This is a genomic window from Metabacillus herbersteinensis (genome assembly GCF_042433335.1).
GTDB lineage: Bacteria > Bacillota > Bacilli > Bacillales > Bacillaceae > Metabacillus > Metabacillus herbersteinensis.
This window is the reverse complement of sequence record NZ_JBHLVO010000012.1, coordinates 13,776-37,275: the sequence shown is the minus strand read 5'-3', so window position 1 is coordinate 37,275 and position 23,500 is coordinate 13,776. Positions and strand designations below refer to the sequence as shown.

Below are 23,500 nucleotides of genomic sequence, written 5' to 3'. Positions count from 1 at the left end.
TCCTTTCCTTTTACCATAAGTAGAAGGGGATGAAAAAGATGGAGAGAATGCTTGTTGAAACGAGTGAATGGATTGTTAGATTGATATGGACGAATATTCTATGGTTTGTATTTACTGTGGCTGGATTAGGGATTTTTGGCATTATGCCAGCGACTGTTGCTTTGTTTACTGTTACTCGGAAGTGGAAGATGAAAGATCTAGATGTTTCCATTTTGAAGACATTCAAAGAAACCTTTAGGAAAGAATTTGTCCGTTCAAATACGATTGGACTGTTCTTTGGCGTTATTGGGCTTATGTTATATATCGATTTAAAAATTGCTGAAAGCATGGTAGGAATATTTTCAGTTATTCTTTACGTGTTTATTAGCTTTATCACTCTTTTATATATGAATGCGATCATTCATTTTTTCCCTCTGTATGTTCATTATCAGTACTCGCTAAAAGAGTATATAAAACAGTCATTTATCATTTCTCTCATCAGTCCCTCTTCCACAATACTAATTGGTATGGGCTTGTTATTTATTGGTTACTTACTTAAGAATATGCCGGGGCTAATCCCATTTATTTCGGCTGTATTTCCTGCGTATTGGATTATGAATGTATGCTTAAAAAGATTTAATACTCTAGAAAATCAGCAAACAAAAATAGGCAAACAAATGAAGATAGAAGAAATCCTAAACTAATAAGGAATGGGGAGAATATATGTTTTTAGTAGAAAGAAAGCTAGAAGCAAGAATTCAAGAATTAGCACAATATCGCTATCGCGATGGCATTGAGATTGGTGAGTATCATGCAATTGAAGATGAAGGACTGATTGGTACATATCCACCTATTGAAAAAGGTGAATCCACCCTACAAATTGGGGATCAATGGACAGGTCGTGACCGGTATCTTTGGCTTCATGCAGATGTAAAACTACCGTCCGCATGGAAGGGTAAAAAAGTTGTTGGTTTATTTGATTTTGGACGTACAGGCGGAGGGAATAATTCAGGTTTTGAATCATTATTATTTTTAAATGGAAAACCATATCAAGGTGTGGATTCCAACCATCAGGAAGTATTTCTTCCATCAGATGAGACCGGAAGTACTTTCAAATTAGATTTCAGACTCTGGTCTGGGCTTGAAGGTGGAGGTGAGCCAAGAGAACAAACCTATACCCTTGAGATGTCTAAATTGGCTTGGTTAGACGATGCAGTCGATGATTTATATTATACTTCCCTTGCAGCATGGCAAACGATAAAAGAACTGGGGGATGAACGACCAGAAAGACATGCGATTATAAAAGCATTAAATCAAGCTTTTATGAAGATCAATTGGAGCAAACCAGGTGATGAAGTTTTTTATAAAAGCTGTGAGAGTGCTAGAGTGGAATTGAATGAACGTCTTAATGAAATAGAAAAGCATCATCCTGTGACGATTCATTGTGTGGGTCATACACATATTGATGTTGCCTGGCTATGGCAATTAAAACACACACGTGAAAAGGCGGCTCGATCTTTTTCGACTGTATTGCGATTAATGGAACAATATCCTGAATATTTATTTCTTCAAACCCAGCCACAGTTGTATGAGTATATCAAAGAAGATTATCCGGAGATCTATGAAAATATAAAAACACGAGTAAAAGAAGGACGTTGGGAAACTGAGGGTGCGATGTGGCTAGAAGCAGATTGTAATATTCCATCCGGTGAATCGCTAGTAAGACAGATTTTGTACGGGAAAAAGTTTTTTAAGCGGGAATTTGACGTAGATTGTCAATACCTATGGCTTCCAGATGTATTTGGATATAGCTGGGCACTACCTCAAATTCTAAAAAAATCGGGAATCAATACATTTATGACTACAAAAATAAGCTGGAATCAGTACAATCGTATGCCTCATGATACGTTCAAGTGGAGAGGGATTGATGGAACGGAAATATTAACCCATTTCGTTACTACGCCTGAACCTTGGAATTCAGCAGATTCCTGGTTTTATACATATAATGGGCTGATTACTGCAAAAACTGTAAACGGTGCATGGAATTCATACCGTAATAAAGATATTAACCAAGATTTACTTCTTTCCTATGGTTATGGTGATGGAGGAGGAGGAGTCAACCGAGAGATGATTGAGCTTCGTCGCAGGTTTGACAATATGCCAGGACTGCCAAAAGTAAAGACAACAAAAGCAGGAGATTACTTTAAAAAATTACAAGAAAACATTGAGCAGACAGATGAGTATGTTCATACATGGGACGGGGAATTGTATCTTGAATACCATAGGGGAACCTATACTAGTCAAGCATACACTAAACGAATGAATCGAAAACTCGAGTTAAGCTATCGAGAATCAGAATGGTTGTCTGTGTGGAATTCCTTAATATCTACGTGGGAAAAGTATCCTAAACATCAGCTTGACGAAGGTTGGAAAATTATTTTACGAAATCAATTCCATGATATTATCCCTGGTTCATCTATTCGGGAAGTCTATGAAGATGCAAAAGAAGAATACGAACAAGCAGAGAAAATTCAACAACAAATTGAAAAAAGCAACCTAAACGACTTAATCAATCCTAAAGAGCAAACCTATACAGTTTTTAATGCGACGGGGTGGCAAGATCAACAAAGCGTATTCATTCAATATGATCAAACAAATAATGTAGCTGGGAAATGGACCTCAGATTCAGGTCATATTCTAAATAGCCAACAAACGGAGCATGGTTGGTTAGTAGAGGTAGAGAAGCCATCGGTTTTTGGTGCAGTGGAAATACAATTCGAGCAAGATCATAAGTTTAATGAGGAAACGCCATTCCTTTTTGAAAAGAACATGGTCGAAACACCTTTTTATATCCTTGAATGGAATGATTCTCTTCAATTGACACGGATTTTCGATAAGGATGCGAAGCGTGAAGTACAAACGGAACAAAACAAGGGGAATGTCCTTCAAATATTTGAAGATAAACCATTGGCACATGATGCTTGGGACATTGATATGTATTACCAAGAAAAAATGGAGGAAATTCGTGATGTTATATCAAGTGAAGTTGTTGAAAACGGACCACTTCGTACTGTTATTCGGACGAAATGGGAGTATCAAAGCTCGTTAATTGAACAAGATATGATTTTCTATGCTCATAACAGACGAATTGATTTCAAAACAAAAGTGGATTGGCATGAACAACGTAAGTTAATGAAGGTAGCTTTCCCAGTTGATATTCGATCAACAGAAGCAACATATGATATTCAATTTGGAAATGTAAAAAGACCGACACATTGGAATACAAGCTGGGATATGGCACGCTTTGAAACAGTTGGCCACCAGTGGGCAGATCTTTCTGAAACAGGTTACGGAGTGAGTTTATTAAACGATTGCAAATATGGTTATGACATCAAAGATCAAACCATACGCCTATCTTTACTAAAAGGAGCAATCTATCCTGATCCAACAGCAGATCAGGGAGAGCATACATTTACGTATTCGTTGCTGCCACATCTTGGTGATTGGAGAGCGGGGGAGACAGTTAAGCAGGCCTGGTTTTTAAATAATCCCATGAAAGTTGTTAGAGGAGAATTTCTACCAATGGAACGTTCATTTATGAATCTTACTAATGATCATGTCCAGGTCGATGCAATAAAGAAAAAAGAGGAGGATGCCGCGGTTATTATTCGCCTTCATGAGTATGAAGGACGACGTGGAAATGTCTTGATCGATTTCCCGAAAAACGTTTCAAGATGGTCTGAATCAAACTTAATGGAACAAGCGGAAGGTATGGAGCAAACCGGAAAAATTGAATTGGAGATAAATCCATACGAAATTAAAACAATAGTTGTCTATTTTTCTGATAAAATACTAATACAATAATAAATTTAATCTGTCGGAAAGGTCACTATTAACTTTTCCGAGCAGATTGAATTTAGAGTAAGTGAGCATTGGGGGAAAAAGAAATGTTCACACGTAAAGTGAAAAAGCGATTAACGAACAAAGTATTTAACAAAATTTTAATCTATTATTCCGCAACGACCCTTTTAACAATGTTTCTTTTACTCGTCTTATTATCGCACTATTATACAGAAGTGATTATTCAGAAGGAAATGGACGCAAGTACACGTACTCTGGAACGTATTGAATCGAATCTCAATCAAAAACGGGAGTACGTGCAGGAAGTTATGCAGGAATTATATTTAAAACAGGATCTCATATATAATGATATTGCATTCGGACTACAAAATGATTATAGTACGTACTTATCATATCGATTGGATAAATACAGTGAAAGCTCTTCATTTGTCCCTAACAACCTTGATACATTCTTTCAAGCGTATTTCACGCAAGACTCTGATATCAATGCCGTGAGCCTAAAAAGTACTAACTCAGGTACAGAGTATACATATGTGAAGAATCACACTAGATGGAATCAATATGTGAATCAAAATCAGATGCAACTGGAAAATCAAGAGGGTTTAGCAGTACACCCTGGGTACTCAAAAAGAGATATATCTAACAACTTTCAAATAACCCGCTCCATAAATGACCCGGCTACTCTTGATGAAATAGGGAAAATAACGGTTTACTATGATCCAGAGGGAATTCAAGATTTAATTGATGTTAGAAGGTCTCAATTTAAAGGCTCAGTCCATATTTTTCAAAGAGACGGAGAATATCTATACTCATCAGTTAACTCTTCGCTTCCTGAGTCATTGAAGGATATAGCATTTGAAACGAACTTTACAAAAGCGAAGGGAAAGGAAAATAATTATTATATTAATACATTAGCTGATGAACAAATGGGTTACTTATACGTGGGAGTCATCCCTGAAAAAGAGATAAAGAATCTAACGATTGTTCATAGATATATGATACTATTTACCATTTTACTCTCTTGTATAGCGATTTCTGTGACCTACTTTGTCATGAGATCCTATTCTAGAAGAATTAATAAAATAGATGCAGCCATTCATGAGGTCAGAGAAGGAAACCTACAAATCAGAATACCAGATAGTAAAGAAAAAGATGAATTAACAACAATATCTGAGAGCTTTAATGACATGTTAGATGATTTGAACAGATATATTAAGGATGTTTATGTATTAAATATCCGACAAAGAGAGGCTGAAATGAAAGCGCTTCAATCACAAATACAGCCTCATTTTTTATATAACACTCTAGAAGCGATTCGCATGAAGGCAATTGCAGACGGTTCAAAAACAACGAGTAATATGATTTATAGCTTAGGACAGTTGTTTCGTTATTCTTTAAGTAACAAAGAAATCGTTCAAATTTCAGATGAAATTGAACTTGTCAGGGAGTATGTCAGCTTGATTCAGGTTCGATTTCCAAATCGCTTGAACGTAACCTACCAAATTCCCAAAGAAAATTTAGATGAAGAAATTCTTAAATTTACCCTTCAGCCTCTTGTTGAAAATTACATGATTCATGGATTTAGAAAAGTAACAAATCATAATGAATTAATCATTAACGTAGAAAGAAAGCAAAATGACATTGAAATAAAGGTTGAAGATAATGGAAATGGGATTCCGCTGGATAATCTAAAGGCAATTAAAATTAAATTGCTAGAAGGGTCAACTACCTCTGAAGGTTCAATAGGATTAAGTAATGTTCATCAAAGGATACAGTTAAAATATGGACTAGATTACGGAATTCAGATTAATAGTATTGAAGGGGAAGGAACTTGTGTAGTCGTTAAAATTCCAGCTACGAGGAGGGATATATCACATGTATAACGTCTTTATTGTTGATGATGAACCATTGATTATTGAAGGAATGAAAGCGTTATTGCCATGGGAGGATTATGGACTGAAGGTGGTTGGTGAGGCTTCTAATGGAAGCGAGGCTCTTGAAAAGCTAGGGGACTGTCATGTCGATATACTTTTAACTGATATTATGATGCCGATCATGGATGGATTGGAGTTAATTAGTAAAACAAAAAAATGGTATCCAGACATAAAATATATTGTCCTATCTGGATACCAAGAATTTGAATATGTGAAAAAAGGGATGATACTTGGAATCGAAAACTATCTACTTAAGCCAGTAAATGAGCAAGAGCTTCTTTCGACGTTGATGAACAGCATAGAGAAGCTTGATAAGTCTTCAAATAATGAAAAGGCTTATACGATTTTAAGAGATAATACAATTTGGAGAGGCTTAATTCAAGACATTGATGTGAAGGAATGGCGTGAAAGAATAGAGTTATATAACATGGATTTTAGTGGACAAAATCTGTCTGTTGTATTAATACAACTATCAGATAAGATCAGATCTCAAAATATTTCGTTTATTAGAGATAGAATTGAGGAGTTGATTGAGTCTGTTTGTATTATTAATCCTGACGGAGAACTCATCCTTCTGGTTCCATCTACAAGTGAAGATGAGATTAAGCAAAAGCTTGAGAACTTGAATTTGTTACTAGCTTCAAATAATTGTGGAAGATACCATATTAGTATTGGATCATTTGTTTGTTCAATAAAAGAAATTTGCAAAAGCTATCAGCATGCTAAGGAGTTATCAAACTTTCGATTAGTACTAAAAGAAAGTGGGTTTATAACGGAGGAATTAACAACAAAATATACACAAACAAATCTCTCAACTTCGTATAAATGGGATGATCTAAAAAGATTTATTGTCGCTTCAGAAAAAGAAAAGGCATTTCTGTGGATAAAGGGAGCCTTTGATGAAATCAATTCATCTGGAAAAAAGGTTGCTCCAACGGTTATTAGAGGCTTCGCAATTGAGATCGTTACGACTATGCAAAAAGAGGTAGAATCCCATACAATTAATCAAACTGTGGGTATTGTGAAACAAATTCTAGAAGCCTATTCAATTAACCGACTAATCGAAATTCTTACTGACTTTGCAAGTAATATAATTAGGAAATTAGATCAAAAACCGGAGCACCGAAGTCCAATTATTCAAAGTGTTGTGCAATATATTCAAGAGCATTTTGATGAAGAGCTTTCCCTGAAAACCTTAAGCTTTAAATTTCATATAAACTCAATCTACTTAGGGCAGCTTTTTCACAAGGAAACTGGTTTGGTATTTTCTGAATATATGAACCATTTGAGGCTTGAAAAAGCAAAAAAACTATTGAGAGAAACTCATTTAAAGGCAGGTATTATTGGAAAACAAGTTGGTTACTCTGATTCTGCCTATTTTTATAAGCAGTTTAAGAAGGTAGTTGGCATCACTCCCTCTGCCTGGAGAATGATGAATATCAGCTCTTAAAAAATTGAATATTTAATAAGTACAGTAAATCTTAATTTTGTTAACTATATAAAAATTAGAATTTTACTTAATATAAGTATGTAAGGGTTTTCAATAAAAGAGAGGAGGGACTTTGTGAATCGGATTAAGAATTTCTTCCGAGATGTTTATAGAAATCGCGTGTGGCTCCTCATGGTTTTACCGGGAACCATTTGGCTATTACTATTCTCATATCTTCCGATGTTTGGAACTGTCATTGCATTTAAAAACTTTCGCTATGACTCGAATGGATTTATTTCAAGTTTACTAAATAGTGAGTGGGTGGGACTGGAGAACTTTAAGTTTTTATTTAATACCAATGACGCCTGGATCATTACAAGAAATACGGTACTGTATAATTTAGTTTTTATTATCGTCGGCCTTATATTGGCAGTATTTGTGGCAATTGTTCTAAGTGAACTCGCAAATAAGAGGTTGTCGAAAATCTATCAAACTGGGATGTTGTTCCCGCATTTTTTATCATGGGTTGTTGTTAGTTATTTTGTATTCACGTTTCTAAGTGTGGACAGAGGTTTACTAAATAACATAATAGTATGGTTTGGCGGAGACCCTATTTCCTGGTATAACGAAGCGAAGTATTGGCCCTCTATTATCGTGCTAACAAGTATGTGGAAGGGTGTCGGTTATGGGAGTATCGTTTATTTAGCAGCAATCGTGGGGATTGATCGAAACTATTACGAAGCTGCTATGATAGATGGTGCAAATAAATGGCAACAAATTCGTAATATTACGATTCCAATGATCACACCGCTCATTATTATTCTGACTATTTTAAATATAGGTAAAATTTTCAGCGCAGATTTCGGTTTGTTTTACCAGGTTCCTCGTGATTCTGGTCCGCTATATTCAGTAACCAACGTAATAGATACGTATGTTTTTAGGGGATTAACTACAATGGGAGATATTAGTATGAGTACGGCCGCCGGTCTTTACCAATCAATTGTAGGCTTTACTTTAGTTATGCTGACCAACTATCTTGTCCGGAAGGTTAATAAAGAATATGCACTATTTTAAAACTAAGAGAGAAAGAAGGGAGCCGCGGTTCTGCGGCACATCATAATGACGATAAATCAATCTAGCCCTCAACCTACTCCATTAACTAATGAAAATGTGCTGAACAAAATGAATCAACCGAACAAAAAAGGGAAGCGCAAAAAAAATTACACACCACATGGTTTAAGTGGATTTCCTAATGTATTAATGAATATGGTACTAGGATTATTCTCCTTAATGTGTATCTTTCCATTTATATATGTAATCATGATCTCTTTAACTGATGAAGAAACGTTATCTAGAAATGGATATCAGATTATACCTGAAACTTGGAGTCTTGAAGCTTATCAATACTTATGGCAAATGAAGGAACAATTGCTTCAATCTTATTCAATTACGATTGTCATAACAATACTAGGCACAATTGTCAGTGTACTTATGATTTCTTTATATGCCTATGCCATTTCTAGAAAGCAATTTAAATATCGTGGTTTTTTTACTTTTATGGCTTTCTTTACAATGCTTTTTAGCGGGGGGTTAGTTCCTTTCTATATTGTTGCAACACAGGTTCTTGATTTACGCAACTCTATTTGGGCATTGATCTTACCACTTGCAATGAACGCATTTTATATCTTAATTATGAGAACCTTCTTTCAAAGGTCTGTTCCAGAATCAATCCTGGAATCAGCTAGAATTGATGGAGCAAGTGAATTGCGTATTTTTGTCCAAATAGTTATTCCGCTTTCATTACCAGGGCTTGCAACCATCGCTCTTTTTAGTACGTTGGGATACTGGAATGATTGGTTTAATGCCTTGTTGTTCATCGATGAACCGCATTTGGTACCACTACAATCGTTACTGATGAAGATAGAGAACAACATAGAATTCTTAAGACAAAATACGCTGGCAGGCGGTTTACAAAATGAATTATTAAGTGAAATACCTCAAGATGCATCAAAAATGGCGATGGTTGTTATTTCGACATTGCCGATAGCGATTGCTTATCCATTTTTCCAAAAATACTTTGTTAGGGGACTAACAATTGGTGGTGTCAAGGAATAAATACGCTAGGCAGTAAAACAAAAAAAGGGAGGATTTACACGATGAACAAGAAGTTTGCTTTTTTACTAGTACTACTATTAAGTTTAACTACAGTCTTGGCTGCATGTAAGGGTGACAGCTCTGAAAAAACAAGTAGCGACGGAAAAGATGAACCTTATGAAATTACATGGTACACGATCGGAACACCTCAAAAAGATACTGATAAAGTATTTGAAGAAGTAAGTAAATATACGAAAGAGAAAATTAACGCAACAGTTAAATTGAAACAAATTGACTGGGGTGATTATGATCAAAAAATGCAGGTTATGATTGCTTCAGGTGAATCTTTTGATATTGCATATACTGCAGGTGGAAACTATGTATTAAATGCGCAAAAAGGAGCATTCAAAGATCTTAATGCTCTTCTTGATACACATGGACAAGAATTAAAAAAGACTCTTGACCCAGCTTTTCTAGAGGGGGCTAAAATTGATGGAAAGCTTTATGGTATTCCTTCTAACAAAGAAGTAGGTCAGCAGAGTGTGTACGCATTCAATAAAAATTTAGTTGATAAATACGATATGGATATTTCAAGTGTTAATTCTTTACAAGACTTAGAACCATTATTGCAAACAGTGAAGGAAAATGAATCAAGCTTTACACCAATCGCTACGTTTAAGCCATATTTACCATTTGATTATGTGTTAGAGGATCAAATGCCTTTTGCGTTTTCATTGGATGGAGATACAGATAAAGTTGTTAATATCTTTGAATCTGATGTTATGATGGAGACGTTAAAAACAATGCATGAATACTATAAATCTGGCTATATAAAAGCGGATGCAGCTACTAGTACTGATCCGTGGCCGTTAGAAGTAGAAAACTGGTTCGTTCGTAAAGAAATGTATCAACCAACTGCAGAATTACTATGGTCTCGTTCAGCGGGATATGATATAGCTGTTCAGCCAATGCATGAGCCTATTACATTTAATAACTCAGTAACAGGGGCTATCCAATCTATTTCAGCAACATCGAAAAATCCAGAGCGCGCGATGATGTTCTTAAATCTGTTAAATACAGATCCATATCTTCGTAACTTAGTTGATAAAGGAATTGAAGGTGTTCATTATGAAGAGCTTGAAAATGGTAAAATCGAAGACCTTCCAGCTCGGGTTGATGGCTACAATATGCCTAGTTATTCTTTAGGAAACCATTTCATTCTTAAATTATACGAAAATGATCCAGAAGATAAATGGGATTCTTTTAAGCAATTCAATGATGCTTCAATAGCAGCACCAAGTTTAGGTTTCTATTTTGATACCAATCCTGTTCGAACTGAGATCGCAGCAATTTCAAATGTTTCAAACGAATTTGCGCCAGCTTTACTAACTGGTAGTGTCGACCCTGAAGAATTTTTACCAAAGGCAAATCAGAAGTTTAAAGAAGCTGGTTTAGATAAGGTATTAGAAGAAATGCAAAAACAATATGATGAGTGGAAGAAAGATAACCAATAGGTTCAAATAGAAACGAGAGCAAGGTCGGAAATGATATTTCCGGCTTGCTTTTTTACATAGAAAGGCGGTATTTAATATGAGTGCAAACATGGAATTTGTGTTTCCTAAAGACTTTTGGTGGGGTTCTGCATCTTCTGCAACGCAAATGGAAGGGTTTTCCGAGGTAGATGGCAAAGGGAAAAACATATGGGACTACTGGTATGAAACCGAGCCGAACCGTTTTTATCAGGGGATTGGACCGGATATTACTTCCCAGTTTTATACGAAATTTATAGAAGATATTCAGCTCATGAAAGAAACGGGGCATAACAGTTTTCGTTTTTCGATTTCATGGTCCCGCATGTTTCCAAATGGTCGTGGGGATGTAAATGAGAAGGCGATCGTTTTTTATAATCATGTCATTAACACTTTACTAGAATACAAAATTGAACCTTTTGTAAATCTGTACCATTTTGATATGCCAATGGCAATGCAAGAAGAGGGTGGTTGGGAAAGCCGCTCTGTAGTTGATGCGTATGTACAATTTGCTACCACTTGTTTTTCTGAATTTGGCGATCGTGTTATGAAATGGTTCACACATAACGAGCCGATTGTTCCTGTTGAATGCGGTTATCTATATGGACATCATTATCCAGCACTTTGTGATTTCAGAAAGGCTGTTCAAGTTGGGTTCCATTCTATCTTAGCTTCTGCAAAAGTAATTAAGGTGTACCATGAACAATCACTTGGAGGCAAAATTGGAATTATTTTAAATGTTACGCCTTCCTATCCTCGCAGTAATCAACCTGCTGATGTAGATGCAGCTGAAAAGGCAGATTTACTATTTAACCGTTCCTTTTTAGATCCATCCGTCAAAGGAAGGTTTCCAGCGAAGCTCGTTGACATGTTACAGAAAGAAAACTTTTTACCGAAATATGAAGCTGAAGATTTGAAAATCATCGATGAAAATACGGTTGACTTTTTGGGAATTAATTATTATCAGCCGCGAAGAGTTAAAGCGAAGGAAAGCATGTCGAACCCAGATGCTCCATTCATGCCTGAACGGTACTTTGATTATTATGACATGCCAGGGAAGAAAGTGAACCCGTATAGAGGGTGGGAGATTTATGAAAAAGGGGTATACGATATTCTAAAAAACATCCAAGTAAACTATGGGAATATTGAATGCTTTATCTCAGAAAATGGTATGGGGGTTGAGCAAGAAGATCGCTTCAATAACGAAGATGGGGTGATTCAGGATGATTATCGAATTTCCTTTTACGAAGACCATTTAAAGTGGATACATAAAGCATTGCATGAAGGTGTCAATGTGAAAGGGTATCATGTATGGACATTTATAGACAATTGGTCGTGGCTGAATAGTTATAAAAATCGATATGGTTTGGTTTCAGTTGACTTACAGGATGACTATAAGCGAACAATTAAGAAAAGTGGTTATTGGTTCAAAAAATTAACAGAAAATAATGGTTTTTAGTTGATTAGGAGTGTGTTATGGAAGTGTATCTTGTCTATGATATTGGTGGGATGTCAGTAAAATATTCAGTGATGGATGAACATGCAAATATATTAGAGAGCTCTTCATGCCCAACACCCAATCAATGCAAAGGAGATATTTTTAAGCTGATCATTGATACAACTGAAAAGTATAAAAGCAAATGGAACCTTAGTGGAGTAGCATTAAGCGTACCAGGTGCAGTTGAAGTTGAGAGCGGTTATGTACATTATGCAGGCCAAGTAACTGACTTTATAGGTAAAAGTATAAAGGAAGAACTTGCTGCCATTAATTTACCAATCGAAGTAGAAAATGATGCGAATTGTGCTACTTTAGCTGAAAAATGGAAAGGCAATGGGCAAGAATGTAATAGTTTTATTTGTATAACCATAGGAACTGGTATAGGGGGAGGGATATTCCTTGACGGGAAATTGAGGCGTGGAAAAAAGGGAATGGCTGGTGAAGTTGGTCTCATGATTTTGGATTCAACTCAATCTCTCGAAACTCTTAATGAAACCAGTACGTTTAGTAGATTAGGATCCACTTGGAATCTACTAAATCGAATATATCTTAATACTGGTGAAAAACTAACAGGAGAAGAGTTATTTGCACGCTATAATCGAAAAGATAAGACAATCGCAGTGGAAATTGAAACATTTTTCGATTCACTTGCAATAGGTACTGCCAATCTTATACATACACTAGCACCCGAAAAGGTTTTATTTGGGGGTGGAATAAGTGAACAAACAGGATTTGCAAAAAATATTATCGGTCGACTAGACAGAATACGTCCTGAAATCCTCAATATTACTGAGATAGATGTATGTAAATTTAGAAATCTAGCAGGCCAAATAGGGGCGCTTTATCACTTTCATAGTGTAAGCAAAAGCAATGTGAAGTGAAGGGAGAAGTAGAGCTGATAGCTTCACATCTTTAGATTATGACGTAGCCAGCTACAGAGAATAGTTGGCTATGTTTTTGTGCGTCGAGTTCGACAAGTTCCCACTTGTCGAAACAAAGGTACTGGAAATATTCAAATGAGTCTCTGAGGCTCTTTTTCCCAGGAGGCACAATGATCTTGATGTACTCGGGGCATTTTGTATTCAATAAACAGATCCTAGTCAATGAAATAATTTACCTATTATGCTATCAGGGAGCGGAGTCTTCTCACACACACTGTTCGAAAAAACGCCCACTACCTAACTAACTAGCATAAATCGTCACCCTCCGATTAACACAAATATGAGCCAGGCGAGACGCTTACAAAAATAGAAAAAATCAACAGTCGACTGTATTCTAGAATTTATCTTAAAGGTATCAAATAAAAAAAGCGAACATTATTTTTAATTTTCTAAAAATATTGAATAGGGATTAATTTATTTGTATAATAAAATCGACAGTCGACTATTTTTTAATTTTAAGGAGGGGCTGCACCATGAAATCGAACTTCATGAATAACGCATTATCCAATTCAATCGCAGAACATATCACAGAACAAATTATTACTGGTGAATTGAAGCCAGGTGAAAAAATAGTGGAACATATCTATGCGGAAGAATACGGCACGAGCAGGGCCCCAGTTCGTGAAGCAATATATCTACTTGCGATTGATGGACTGGTCGAAAGAATTCCGCGAAAGGGAGCGGTTGTAAAAAAATATACCGAAAATGAAATATACGATCTACTTGAAATTCGGAATAAGCTTGAAAATATGGGGATGGATCGAATTAAGAATCACGGGACAGATCAAGGTTTGTTAAAAGAGATGAATCAACTTCTTGAACAAATGAAAAAGGCCCAGGATGTCTATTCCTATACTCAATTGAATCACTCTTTTCATATGTGCCTTATTACGATGAGCAAAAGTGAAACGATTAAAAATATGTACTCGCGACTAGGCTGGCCTTTGTTAAGAATTCAAAGCGTTTCTTTTGCAAAAGAAGGAAATATCGAAAAGTCCATTGTAGAACATGATATCATCATAAAATTGTTGGAGGAACAAAACATGATAGAATTGTCAGCAGTTTTATCAAAACACAATGAAGATGTGATCTCCAGCATTCAAAAAACGCTTGATTCATAGTTGATCAAATCTAAGGAGGTGAATATCGTGAAGCTTGCCTTTTTGTTTCCGGGGCAGGGTTCCCAAAAGCCAGGACTTCTTAATGATTTGCCGGAATGTGCTGCAGTGGAAAGTGTGATGGAGACAGCAACAGAATCATTGAATGAGAGCGTATTCAATCTTCATTCGAAGGAGGCACTTGCTTCAACAAAAGCGGTGCAGCTTTCTTTATTGATTGCAGGGGTAGCTACTTTTAAGGCATTTGAAGCAGAAGGAGTTAAACCCGATTTTGTCGCAGGTCATTCCATCGGTGCGTTTGGCGCAGCGGTTGCAGCTGGAGTCATTGAATTTAAAGACGCGGTGAAAATAGTCAAGATACGTGGCGAGTTAATGGAACGAGCATTCCCAGAAGGATACGGCATGGGAGTTGTACTTGGGATGGAAATTAATAAACTGAAGTCACTTGTTGCTTATCACTTCGATAAAAATTATCCGGTGTTTGTAGCGAATCAAAATGCACTGGATCAAGTAACGATCTCGGGTGCATTGCCTGGGATACAAAAAGTGCTAGATGATGCACGTGAAAATGGTGCCCGTTGTGCCTCAATGTTAAATGTTAGTACACCATCACATTGCCCGCTTCTGGCATCTGTTTCAGATGCTCTCACTGAAGAGCTTCATGATATTAGATTTCACCTGCCTGTTATTCCATACGCTGGGAATCGAAAGGCACGTCTTTTTTCTGATCCGGTCGACATTCGACTGGATCTCGCTGAAAGTGTTTCTTCTGCTGTTCAATGGCATGATGCTTCCACGGTTTTGTATGAAAAAGGAGCGAGACTGTTTATCGAAATGCTTCCGGGAACAGTCTTGTCACGATTAGCGGCTAAGGAATTTACAGATGCTAGAGTGTTATCTGTAGCAGAGAATGGGTTCGAGGATTGTCAGTTTTTAGTAAAGCGCGAACGATTGAAAGGATGAAAGGGGTATTAGTTATGGGTGCGACGAAACAGGAAGTAAATCAAAAACGGTCATGGACCACACGACTTGATGCGAAAAAGAAGCGAATGGAAAGTGTCAAAGGTTTTGTCGACGGGATGGTGATCCCAACCAACCACATTGTAGACGCATTGGAAAAGCTAATTAGACCGGGGGATCGTGTTGTTCTTGAGGGAAACAATCAAAAGCAAGCTTCGTTTCTATCAGAAGCACTTGCTCAGACGAATCCCAAAAAGTTATTTAATTTGCACATGATTATTTCAAGTATTTCAAGACCAGAACATCTTGATCTATTCGAGAGGGCCATTGCGAAGAAAATTGATTTTGCTTATGCAGGTCCGCAAAGTCTCCGGATGGCGCAAATGCTTGAAGATAAGCAATTGACGATGGGTGAAATTCATACTTACATTGAATTGTATGGGCGCCTTTTCATTGATTTGATTCCGTCTGTCGCATTGGTGGCTGCAGATAAAGCGGATCGACACGGAAATTTATATACAGGACCGAACACGGAAGAAACACCGACACTTGTTGAAGCTGCAGCATTTCGCGATGGCATTGTCATCGTGCAGGTCAATGAATTAACGGATGAGCTCCCGCGTGTCGATATTCCTGGATCGTGGATCGACTATATTGTTGTTGCTGATAAACCCTATGAGCTTGAACCATTATTTACACGTGATCCTCGTCACATTACCGAAATTCAAATTTTGCAGGCGATGATGGTCATTCGTGGTATTTATGAGAAGCACGAAGTACAGTCGTTGAATCATGGTATCGGGTACAACACGACCGCAATTGAATTACTGCTACCTACATACGCACAGTCGCTCGGTTTAAAAGGGAAAATTTGCAGACACTGGGCGTTGAATCCACATCCGACGCTTATTCCGGCGATTGAGAGCGGCTGGGTTGAAAGTGTTCATTGTTTCGGAGGGGAAGTAGGCATGGAAAAATATGTAGCGGCCAGACGCGATGTATTTTTCACTGGCCGTGATGGCAGTTTGCGCTCGAACCGGACTCTTTCCCAAATGGCTGGACAATATGCGGTTGATTTATTTATCGGTTCAACTTTACAAATAGATCAAGAAGGAAATTCCTCTACCGTAACACGTGGTAGACTGACTGGCTATGGTGGGGCACCAAATATGGGGCATAATCCCGGTGGACGCCGTCATTCAACACCGGCCTGGTTAAACATGATGACGTCAGAAGATCCGTTAGCTCGTGGAAAAAAACTTGTCGTGCAAGTGGTAGAGACATTTCAATCAGGAAATAAGCCTGTTTTTGTTGAGTCCCTTGATGCGATTGACGTAAAAAAAGATTCTGGACTAGCCACAGCGCCGGTCATGATTTACGGAGATGACGTCACACATGTTGTCACAGAAGAAGGAATTGCGTATTTGTACAAAGCGGATAGCATGGAAAAACGGAGAGAGGCCATAGCAGCGGTAGCTGGTGTTACACCAATCGGATTGAGCCATGATTCGAAAAAAACAGGTGAATTACGGCGTGAAGGATTGATTGCATTTCCTGAAGATTTACAGATTCGCAGAACAGATGCAAAGCGGTCACTGCTTGCTGCAAAAAATGTAGAGGAGATTGTCGAATGGTCTGATGGTTTATACGAACCGCCGGCGAAATTCAGGAGCTGGTAAACAGGGGGAATGAAATGAAAAACGAAAAGCAATCTTTCAGTCTCAGAGTCGCTAAAGTAGCCGTTCGTTCATTGATAGAAGAAGTGGAACTTACACCAAAACCAGGTCTTGTTGACAGAGTAAATACCGGTGCACACCGAGATTTAACGATTCAATTGATGAGAACATCAGCGGAATCGCTCGCTGATACGTTTGAGCAAATAGCATTTATCAGCTACGGACGTACTCCTTCACAATCTTTAAGAGAAGAAATTGCCGCGATTGGCCGGAATGGCGAAAAAAGAATGTTTGAAGTAACTTGCGGTGTGAATACACATAAAGGAGCTATTTGGGCGATTGGCCTGCTCGTCTCAGCTGCCTCGATTGAAAAAGGCAGATGTACCATAGAACAAATCGTGACATTAGCCGGTGAAATAGCGCGTTTTCCTGACAGGTATTGTCCGAGTACTAGTACAAATGGTCGTAATGTGACTGCAACATACGGTGTAGTAGGAGCGAGAGGAGAAGCACAGCAAGGATTTCCGCATATTATACAATTTTCGCGCCCTATGTTAAATCGGTCAAGAGAGAACGGTTTGATAGAAGAAAAAGCAAGGTTAAATGCGCTTCTATCACTAATCGCTCATCTAGATGATACGTGCATTTTACACCGGGGCGGTCCTGAAGCTCTGTCTTTTGCCAAAAGGGAGGCAGCTAGTTTTTTAACAAATGGCAATTTTAACTGGCTGGAAACACTTGATGAGGAGTTTATAAGACGAAATATTTCTCCAGGTGGTAGTGCTGATCTGCTGGCCGCTACACTGTTTTTAGATAAAATTCAAGCAAATAAATCAGTAGATGAAGTACAGGAAGAATATGTATATTCAAAATAAACGGGGGTGCTTCATTTGGAAAGAATCACATATACGTTTCCTGCAACGAAAAAAATTAATCGATTTGCACATGTAGGGGTCGTCGGATCGGGTGATCTTGAAATTATGATGGAACCATCTGGTGATTCTCAAACGGAAGTAACGATTCGAACAGGAATCACTGGATTTAAAAATACGTGGGAATCCGTTATTCAACGTTTTTTCGCACAACATGATGTTGCAGCGAAAGTGAAAATTAATGACTTCGGCGCAACACCGGGTGTAGTAAAATTCCGTCTTGAGCAGGCACTGGAGGTGAGCAGTAATGAGTAGATCATTAAAAACTAGTTTTGTAGAATGTAGCGGACGCGAGCGGGCTCATGGGATATTGGATGATGGTACATATAATGAATTGCTTGGCCCGTGGGATGATCTAGAGTCGCCTCATCTGGAGCCACAGGGAATCGTGCCACAAAGTGATGATGGAGTTATTATCGCAAAAGGAACAATAAACGAACAGCCAGCAGTTGTAATTTCAATTGAAGGAAACTTCCAGGGTGGCGGGATTGGTGAAGTGTCCGGTGCGAAAATTGCTGGAGTACTGGAAATGGCGCTAAAAGATTGTGAGGCTGGTATAAAAACGATTCCTGTGTTGGTATTTGATACAGGGGGCGTGAGACTGCAAGAAGCAAATTATGGTTTACTTTCTATCGCTGAAATCGGTGCAGCAATTGTGGCGCTTCGCCGTTACGTTCCCGTTATCGCCGTGATTCCTGGGAAAATTGGTGCATTCGGTGGGATGTCCATTACAGCAGGTCTTTGCAGTGCAATCATTATGACACGAGAAGGGCGTCTTGGATTAAATGGACCTGAAGTAATAGAGCAGGAAGCGGGTATTCGTGAATTTGATTCGAAAGACAGGCCGCTTATCTGGGGAACGATTGGCGGGGAACAGCGGACAGCTTCAGGCTTTGCAGATGTATTAATTGAAGATGAAACCGAAGCTATTAAAGAAGTGGTTTCATCCATTATAGAGGACGATACTATTCTTGTCCCTAGAACAGAGAAGGTAAGACGGTACATAGCATTTTTGAATTTGGTCAATACAAAGAAGCGGTTGTCGCCTGATGAAGCGAAGTTGCTTTGGAGTCGGTCTGAAAAAGAATTGGTTCAATCAAATCCGCCTTTTTTAGAAGGAGATAAAGCCACGGGGCGGGGGAAAACATGGTTTGATTTACTGCGTGGAGACGCTCTGGAAATAGGGGATGTACCGTCTGTTCGAGTCGCTGACGCCGTGATCGGGAAGAAGAAAGTTCGGTTTATTGCTGTCGTTCCTGACGCTCAAAATCGTTTTCCTCGTGCGAGAAAAGGAGAAGTCGGTCTACAGGAAGGATGGTCAATCGCAAACCATGTTCGAGAAGCAATCAAAGAGGATAAAAATAGTGAAAAGCGTGCGATTGTGGCAATCGTCGATGTTCCGAGTCAGGCGTATGGCTATCATGAAGAACTGCTTGGCATTCATCAGGCTTGTGCAGCAGCGGTTGATGCTTATGCTTCCGCAAGATTAATTGGCCATCCAGTGATTTCATTCATTCCAGGAAACGCAATTTCCGGCGCTTTTTTGTCACATGGGTTGCAAGCGAATCGACTGATTGCACTGCGCGATGCTGGCGTGAATGTACACGTTATGTCGAAGCAATCGGCGGCTCGAATTACACAGAGAAGTCTTGAAGACTTGGAAGCCGCAACCAAAAAAGTACCGGCAATGGCTTATGATATTGAGTCATTCGATCAGCTAGGTGCTCTGTTCTCGTTAGTGGATGGAGTAGAAGCGGACACACCTAAGAAAAAAGACCGTGACATCATTTATAAAGAGATAGAACGTGCCATTGAAGATATATACATGGTACGTTCAATGGATTTAAGCGTACGTTTAACGTCATCTTTTGCTTTGTCTGGCAGGGCAGCATCAATTTTGGTGAGAGAAAAGTTGAATGAGCAATGGAACTAAACCCGCATGATTTGCTAGAAGTTGAAGGTATAGGGGATTTGATCTGCTATTCATCATTTCCAGAATGGGTGGAAAAGTCGATCGCTAAAGCACCTTTTGTAGTGGTGAGGCGTGCCCGTGCAAGTGAAGGACTTGTGTCGGTTGGTGTGCGCGGTTCGATGAGAAATGAACGGTTTGCTGCCTTCTTGTCGGTGGATCATATTGTGCGACGGATTACGCCCGAACAGCTAGCGCAAGAAAGGAATTGGAACGAGCATTCTAAAGAAATTTTTTGTTGTCTGGAGCGGGTCAGTAAGTTAATGAATCTACATTCACTCACGTGGGGACCGGTGGGAAGTGTTGGTTTTGAGCTGGTAAGTGGAAAAGAGACGACTACGAAGACAAGTGATATTGATATTGTTATTCGCTTTTCAGAAGGGTTCACGACTAGGTTTGCCAGAGAAATAGAAGCGGAATTGAAAAAAATCCAGGTTCGTGTTGACGTTCAGATGGAAGCGATGGAAGGGGCATTTTCATTAAGTGAATATGCTACTTTGGGAGGAAAGACGGTACTGCTTCGAACAATGGATGGCCCCATGTTAATGAAAATTAGTACACTTGAGAACGGCAGGACAATGGAAAGACAGAAAGTCAAATCTTTCTGTCTTTCCGTTGATTCATAGATCTGCTTGTTAGAGGCTTAGAACCATAAATTAAGTGTCTTAGTACGAGAGAGAAAGGCATTATTAACATGCCATCATGGAGAATTGCCCATCCAAGAAAGTATATAGGGGGAAAAGCTTATGGTATCAGCAGGTGGATTAGAAACTTATCTTGCCAAAAAAATGGGTATAAATGCATAATGCTTATTGTTATAACTATGTTTATTCTTGGGACACTCTTTGGTTTCATTGGAGCTGGAGGAGCTGGTTTTGTTATAGCTATATTAACCACAACTTTTCATGTTCCTATCCATATCGCTCTAGGTACATCTCTCGCAGGAATGGCATTTACAAGCATGTCAGGTGCATATAGTCATTATCGAGAAGGAAATACACATATAAAAATTGGTTTGATTGTAGGAGTATTTGCGGCAATTGGTTCCTATATTGGAGCTAAAATTATCACACTGATTCCTGCTCATTCTTTAAATTTGATGACAGGGGGTATGTTATTATTATCCTCACTTTTACTCCTATTAAACTTATTTTTTATAAAAAATGCTCCTAGTCAAGAAATGAATGATAACTATTTTTTGACCTGGATTAAAGCTACTTTATTAGGAATAGTAACTGGGGTATTATCCGGGACATTTGGTATTGGATCAGCACCTTTTATACAAATTGGACTGTTGGTTTTGTTTAAGCTTACAGTTCGTCAGTCAGTGGGAACAACGATGCTGATAATCATACCCACTGCTGTCGGAGGAGGAATTGGCTATTACTCTGAAGGATTAATTAATTTTTCTTTATTAGCACAAGTTTTAATCGGCACCATGTGTGGAGCTTATATAGGAGCAAAATTTACAAATCTAGCACCAAAAACGGTCTTAAAAACTTCAATAATTCTAACCCCGGCAGTCGGGGGTGTCATTCTGCTACTTATTTAAAATAGAGTAAGAGTTTATTTACAGTTGTTTACAAGATTGCACTTTTTTCAATATCTTCCTTTAAATGTTTTTTCTATAGAATGCTGATATGTAAGACAACGACATTGGTACTATTACGAATAGGTTTACTTGGCAAATAATTTTACCTAGAATAGGAGATTAAACGATGAAAAAACAATATAAAGTCGCGGTTATTGCCGGAGATGGAATAGGCCCAGAGGTATTGGATGAAGGAATAAAAATCTTGAATAAAGTAGCACAATTAGATGGGTCTTTTGAGTTTGAATTCACCCAATTCCCATGGGGATGCGAATATTATTTAAAGCATGGGAAGATGATGGCTGATGATGGACTCGAGCAACTTCAGTCTTTCGATGCCATTTACTTGGGTGCTGTCGGGTATCCTGGGGTGCCTGATCACATTTCGTTGTGGGATCTGTTATTAAAGATTCGTAAAGGGTTTAATCAGTATGTGAACATTCGCCCAATTACATTATTGGAAGGGGCGCCATGTCCGCTAAAGGATGTGACGCGTGAGCAAATAAATATGCTGGTTATCCGTGAAAATAGTGAAGGAGAATATGCAGGGGCTGGAGAATGGTTATTTAAAGGACAACCTCATGAAGTGGCTTTGCAAACCGGTATATTTTCTCGTGTTGGAACTGAACGGATTATTCGCTATGCTTTTGAAGAAGCAAGAAAACAAGGAAGATCCCTAACGAGCATTAGTAAAGGAAACGCATTGAATTACTCCATGGTCTTTTGGGACCAAGTGTTTGAAGAAGTAGCAAAGGAATATCCAGATGTGAAAACTTACTCCTATTTAGTTGATGCTGCTGCCATGTTCTTTGTGAAACAGCCATGGCGTTTTGAAGTGGTTGTGACTTCGAATTTATTTGGAGATATTATTACCGATTTGGGAGCAGCTATAGCAGGGGGATTAGGCCTTGCAGCAGGTGCAAATATAAATCCAGAACGGGAGTACCCATCCATGTTTGAACCTATTCATGGATCTGCCCCAGATATTGCAGGGAAAGGAATTGCCAACCCATTGGCATCCATATGGTCAGCGAGTCAAATGTTAGACTTCTTCAATCAAGAAGATTGGGGGAAAAGATTGTTAAGTGCAATGGAACAAGTAATGTCGGAAGGGACAGTGCTGACGCCAGATATGGGAGGGACCGCAAGCACTCAAGAAGTTGGGGATGCAGTTGTTCAGAAAATTGAGGTTTCTTTCCAAATAACATCTTAGTTAGTAGGATATCGATAATTAACCAACTTTTTTTAATGGACAATGAACGATTAGACTAGAAATATGAAAGATGGGAGGGAAATCTGTGCTTTCAATTAATCCTTCGTCCTTAGCCGAAAAAGATAATTATAAAATTTTGACAGGTAGTATTATTCCACGACCGATCGCGTTTATCACATCTCTCTCCGAGGAGGGTGTATTAAACGGAGCACCATTTAGCTATTTTAATATTGTGTCATCCAATCCACCTTTAATTTCTGTTTCCATTCAAAGGAAGGATGGAAACAGAAAGGATACTTCAAGAAATATCATCAGGAATGGGGAATTAGTCGTTCATATTACAGATGAAACGAATGTTGAAAAAATTAATGTCACGTCAGGCAATTTCCCGTCGAGCGAGAGTGAAATAGAGATAGCAGATTTAACACCGATAGAGAGTGTGAAAATTTCCGTTCCAGGAATTAAAGAAGCAAAAATTCGAATGGAATGCATAGTAGAGAAGTACCTGGAATTAGGGGGACATGATGAAGCACCTGCATGTGAACTGTTCATATGCAGGGTCGTTCAGTATCACCTTCAAAAGGACTTATACGAAAAAGGAAGAATCAATCAAGAAAAGCTGGGAGCAGTCAGTCGATTAGCTGGTCATGATTATGCAAAGATAGGAGAAGTTTTTTCGATAAAAAGGCCAAAGTAAGAGGAAGAAATTTTTAAGTATTGTTATTTTTTTGTAAATTCGCTAATATGTTGAGCCTATATCGATTTGTGAAACTAAG

The 23,500-nt window shown here is 38.3% G+C and carries 19 protein-coding genes; all 19 read left to right on the top strand.

Translation table 11 applies throughout. From position 1 onward, the window contains the following. Nucleotides 1-38: 38 nt before the first annotated feature. The 19 genes from ACFFIX_RS14765 (at nt 39) to ACFFIX_RS14675 (ending at nt 23,421) form a co-directional block, all read left to right on the top strand. Nucleotides 39-683: a YesL family protein gene (locus ACFFIX_RS14765; protein ID WP_378935249.1), complete on the top strand. Its 645-nt coding sequence runs from the start codon at nt 39-41 to the stop codon at nt 681-683. 19 nt (nt 684-702) lie between these two features. Continuing rightward, nucleotides 703-3,843 (top strand): alpha-mannosidase, encoded by a 3,141-nt coding sequence (locus ACFFIX_RS14760; RefSeq protein WP_378935247.1) that lies wholly within the window; start codon nt 703-705, stop codon nt 3,841-3,843. An 83-nt stretch (nt 3,844-3,926) separates the two neighbouring features. Then, the gene (locus ACFFIX_RS14755) at nt 3,927-5,723 is read left to right on the top strand and encodes a sensor histidine kinase (RefSeq protein WP_378935245.1); all 1,797 of its coding nucleotides are present in this window, start codon (nt 3,927-3,929) and stop codon (nt 5,721-5,723) included. After that, nucleotides 5,716-7,224: a response regulator gene (locus ACFFIX_RS14750; protein WP_378935243.1), complete on the top strand. Its 1,509-nt coding sequence runs from the start codon at nt 5,716-5,718 to the stop codon at nt 7,222-7,224. The genes ACFFIX_RS14755 and ACFFIX_RS14750 overlap by 8 nt, the downstream gene beginning before the upstream one ends. 171 nt (nt 7,225-7,395) lie before the next feature. After that, nucleotides 7,396-8,277 (top strand): ABC transporter permease, encoded by an 882-nt coding sequence (locus ACFFIX_RS14745; protein WP_378935407.1) that lies wholly within the window; start codon nt 7,396-7,398, stop codon nt 8,275-8,277. Nucleotides 8,278-8,463: 186 nt separating this feature from the next. Beyond that, nucleotides 8,464-9,318 carry a carbohydrate ABC transporter permease gene (locus ACFFIX_RS14740; RefSeq protein ID WP_378935405.1) on the top strand — a complete coding sequence of 285 codons (855 nt, stop codon included), beginning with the start codon at nt 8,464-8,466 and terminating at the stop codon, nt 9,316-9,318. Between the two features lie 41 nt (nt 9,319-9,359). Continuing rightward, entirely contained in the window at nt 9,360-10,811 is a 1,452-nt protein-coding gene (locus ACFFIX_RS14735; RefSeq protein WP_378935241.1) for an ABC transporter substrate-binding protein, read from the top strand. Between the two features lie 76 nt (nt 10,812-10,887). Continuing rightward, complete coding sequence (gmuD, locus tag ACFFIX_RS14730; protein WP_378935239.1) at nt 10,888-12,285, top strand: 6-phospho-beta-glucosidase GmuD; 1,398 nt, start codon at nt 10,888-10,890, stop codon at nt 12,283-12,285. A 17-nt stretch (nt 12,286-12,302) separates the two neighbouring features. Then, the gene (locus ACFFIX_RS14725) at nt 12,303-13,205 is read left to right on the top strand and encodes an ROK family protein (protein ID WP_378935237.1); all 903 of its coding nucleotides are present in this window, start codon (nt 12,303-12,305) and stop codon (nt 13,203-13,205) included. Nucleotides 13,206-13,738: 533 nt separating this feature from the next. Beyond that, the gene (locus ACFFIX_RS14720; protein WP_378935235.1) at nt 13,739-14,386 is read left to right on the top strand and encodes a GntR family transcriptional regulator; all 648 of its coding nucleotides are present in this window, start codon (nt 13,739-13,741) and stop codon (nt 14,384-14,386) included. A 27-nt stretch (nt 14,387-14,413) separates the two neighbouring features. Then, on the top strand, nt 14,414-15,346 hold the full coding sequence (locus ACFFIX_RS14715) for a malonate decarboxylase subunit epsilon (RefSeq protein ID WP_378935233.1): 933 nt from the start codon (nt 14,414-14,416) through the stop codon (nt 15,344-15,346). A 14-nt stretch (nt 15,347-15,360) separates the two neighbouring features. Continuing rightward, entirely contained in the window at nt 15,361-17,022 is a 1,662-nt protein-coding gene (gene mdcA / locus ACFFIX_RS14710; protein ID WP_378935231.1) for a malonate decarboxylase subunit alpha, read from the top strand. A 14-nt stretch (nt 17,023-17,036) separates the two neighbouring features. Next, on the top strand, nt 17,037-17,894 hold the full coding sequence (locus ACFFIX_RS14705) for a triphosphoribosyl-dephospho-CoA synthase (RefSeq protein ID WP_378935228.1): 858 nt from the start codon (nt 17,037-17,039) through the stop codon (nt 17,892-17,894). Nucleotides 17,895-17,909: 15 nt separating this feature from the next. Beyond that, entirely contained in the window at nt 17,910-18,206 is a 297-nt protein-coding gene (locus ACFFIX_RS14700) for a malonate decarboxylase subunit delta (RefSeq protein ID WP_378935226.1), read from the top strand. Then, nucleotides 18,199-19,884, top strand: a complete 1,686-nt coding sequence (locus ACFFIX_RS14695) for a biotin-independent malonate decarboxylase subunit beta (protein WP_378935224.1) — start codon at nt 18,199-18,201, stop codon at nt 19,882-19,884. The genes ACFFIX_RS14700 and ACFFIX_RS14695 overlap by 8 nt, the downstream gene beginning before the upstream one ends. Before the next feature lie 11 nt (nt 19,885-19,895). Further along, nucleotides 19,896-20,546: a malonate decarboxylase holo-ACP synthase gene (locus tag ACFFIX_RS14690; protein WP_378935222.1), complete on the top strand. Its 651-nt coding sequence runs from the start codon at nt 19,896-19,898 to the stop codon at nt 20,544-20,546. Nucleotides 20,547-20,725: 179 nt separating this feature from the next. Beyond that, on the top strand, nt 20,726-21,472 hold the full coding sequence (locus ACFFIX_RS14685) for a sulfite exporter TauE/SafE family protein (RefSeq protein WP_378935220.1): 747 nt from the start codon (nt 20,726-20,728) through the stop codon (nt 21,470-21,472). 166 nt (nt 21,473-21,638) lie between these two features. After that, a complete protein-coding gene (locus tag ACFFIX_RS14680) occupies nt 21,639-22,724 on the top strand; it encodes a tartrate dehydrogenase (protein ID WP_378935218.1) in 1,086 nt (361 codons plus the stop codon). Nucleotides 22,725-22,809: 85 nt separating this feature from the next. Continuing rightward, entirely contained in the window at nt 22,810-23,421 is a 612-nt protein-coding gene (locus tag ACFFIX_RS14675) for a flavin reductase family protein (RefSeq protein WP_378935216.1), read from the top strand. Nucleotides 23,422-23,500: the final 79 nt, after the last annotated feature.

What these genes read in the sequence shown, in the direction of transcription:
- ACFFIX_RS14765 (WP_378935249.1), top strand. Translation starts at nt 39, where the DNA reads ATGGAGAGAATGCTTGTTGAAACGAGTGAATGGATTGTTAGATTGATA.
- ACFFIX_RS14760 (WP_378935247.1), top strand. Translation starts at nt 703, where the DNA reads ATGTTTTTAGTAGAAAGAAAGCTAGAAGCAAGAATTCAAGAATTAGCA.
- ACFFIX_RS14755 (WP_378935245.1), top strand. Translation starts at nt 3,927, where the DNA reads ATGTTCACACGTAAAGTGAAAAAGCGATTAACGAACAAAGTATTTAAC.
- ACFFIX_RS14750 (WP_378935243.1), top strand. Translation starts at nt 5,716, where the DNA reads ATGTATAACGTCTTTATTGTTGATGATGAACCATTGATTATTGAAGGA.
- ACFFIX_RS14745 (WP_378935407.1), top strand. Translation starts at nt 7,396, where the DNA reads ATGGTTTTACCGGGAACCATTTGGCTATTACTATTCTCATATCTTCCG.
- ACFFIX_RS14740 (WP_378935405.1), top strand. Translation starts at nt 8,464, where the DNA reads ATGAATATGGTACTAGGATTATTCTCCTTAATGTGTATCTTTCCATTT.
- ACFFIX_RS14735 (WP_378935241.1), top strand. Translation starts at nt 9,360, where the DNA reads ATGAACAAGAAGTTTGCTTTTTTACTAGTACTACTATTAAGTTTAACT.
- gmuD (WP_378935239.1), top strand. Translation starts at nt 10,888, where the DNA reads ATGAGTGCAAACATGGAATTTGTGTTTCCTAAAGACTTTTGGTGGGGT.
- ACFFIX_RS14725 (WP_378935237.1), top strand. Translation starts at nt 12,303, where the DNA reads ATGGAAGTGTATCTTGTCTATGATATTGGTGGGATGTCAGTAAAATAT.
- ACFFIX_RS14720 (WP_378935235.1), top strand. Translation starts at nt 13,739, where the DNA reads ATGAAATCGAACTTCATGAATAACGCATTATCCAATTCAATCGCAGAA.
- mdcA (WP_378935231.1), top strand. Translation starts at nt 15,361, where the DNA reads ATGGGTGCGACGAAACAGGAAGTAAATCAAAAACGGTCATGGACCACA.
- ACFFIX_RS14705 (WP_378935228.1), top strand. Translation starts at nt 17,037, where the DNA reads ATGAAAAACGAAAAGCAATCTTTCAGTCTCAGAGTCGCTAAAGTAGCC.
- ACFFIX_RS14695 (WP_378935224.1), top strand. Translation starts at nt 18,199, where the DNA reads ATGAGTAGATCATTAAAAACTAGTTTTGTAGAATGTAGCGGACGCGAG.
- ACFFIX_RS14685 (WP_378935220.1), top strand. Translation starts at nt 20,726, where the DNA reads ATGCTTATTGTTATAACTATGTTTATTCTTGGGACACTCTTTGGTTTC.
- ACFFIX_RS14680 (WP_378935218.1), top strand. Translation starts at nt 21,639, where the DNA reads ATGAAAAAACAATATAAAGTCGCGGTTATTGCCGGAGATGGAATAGGC.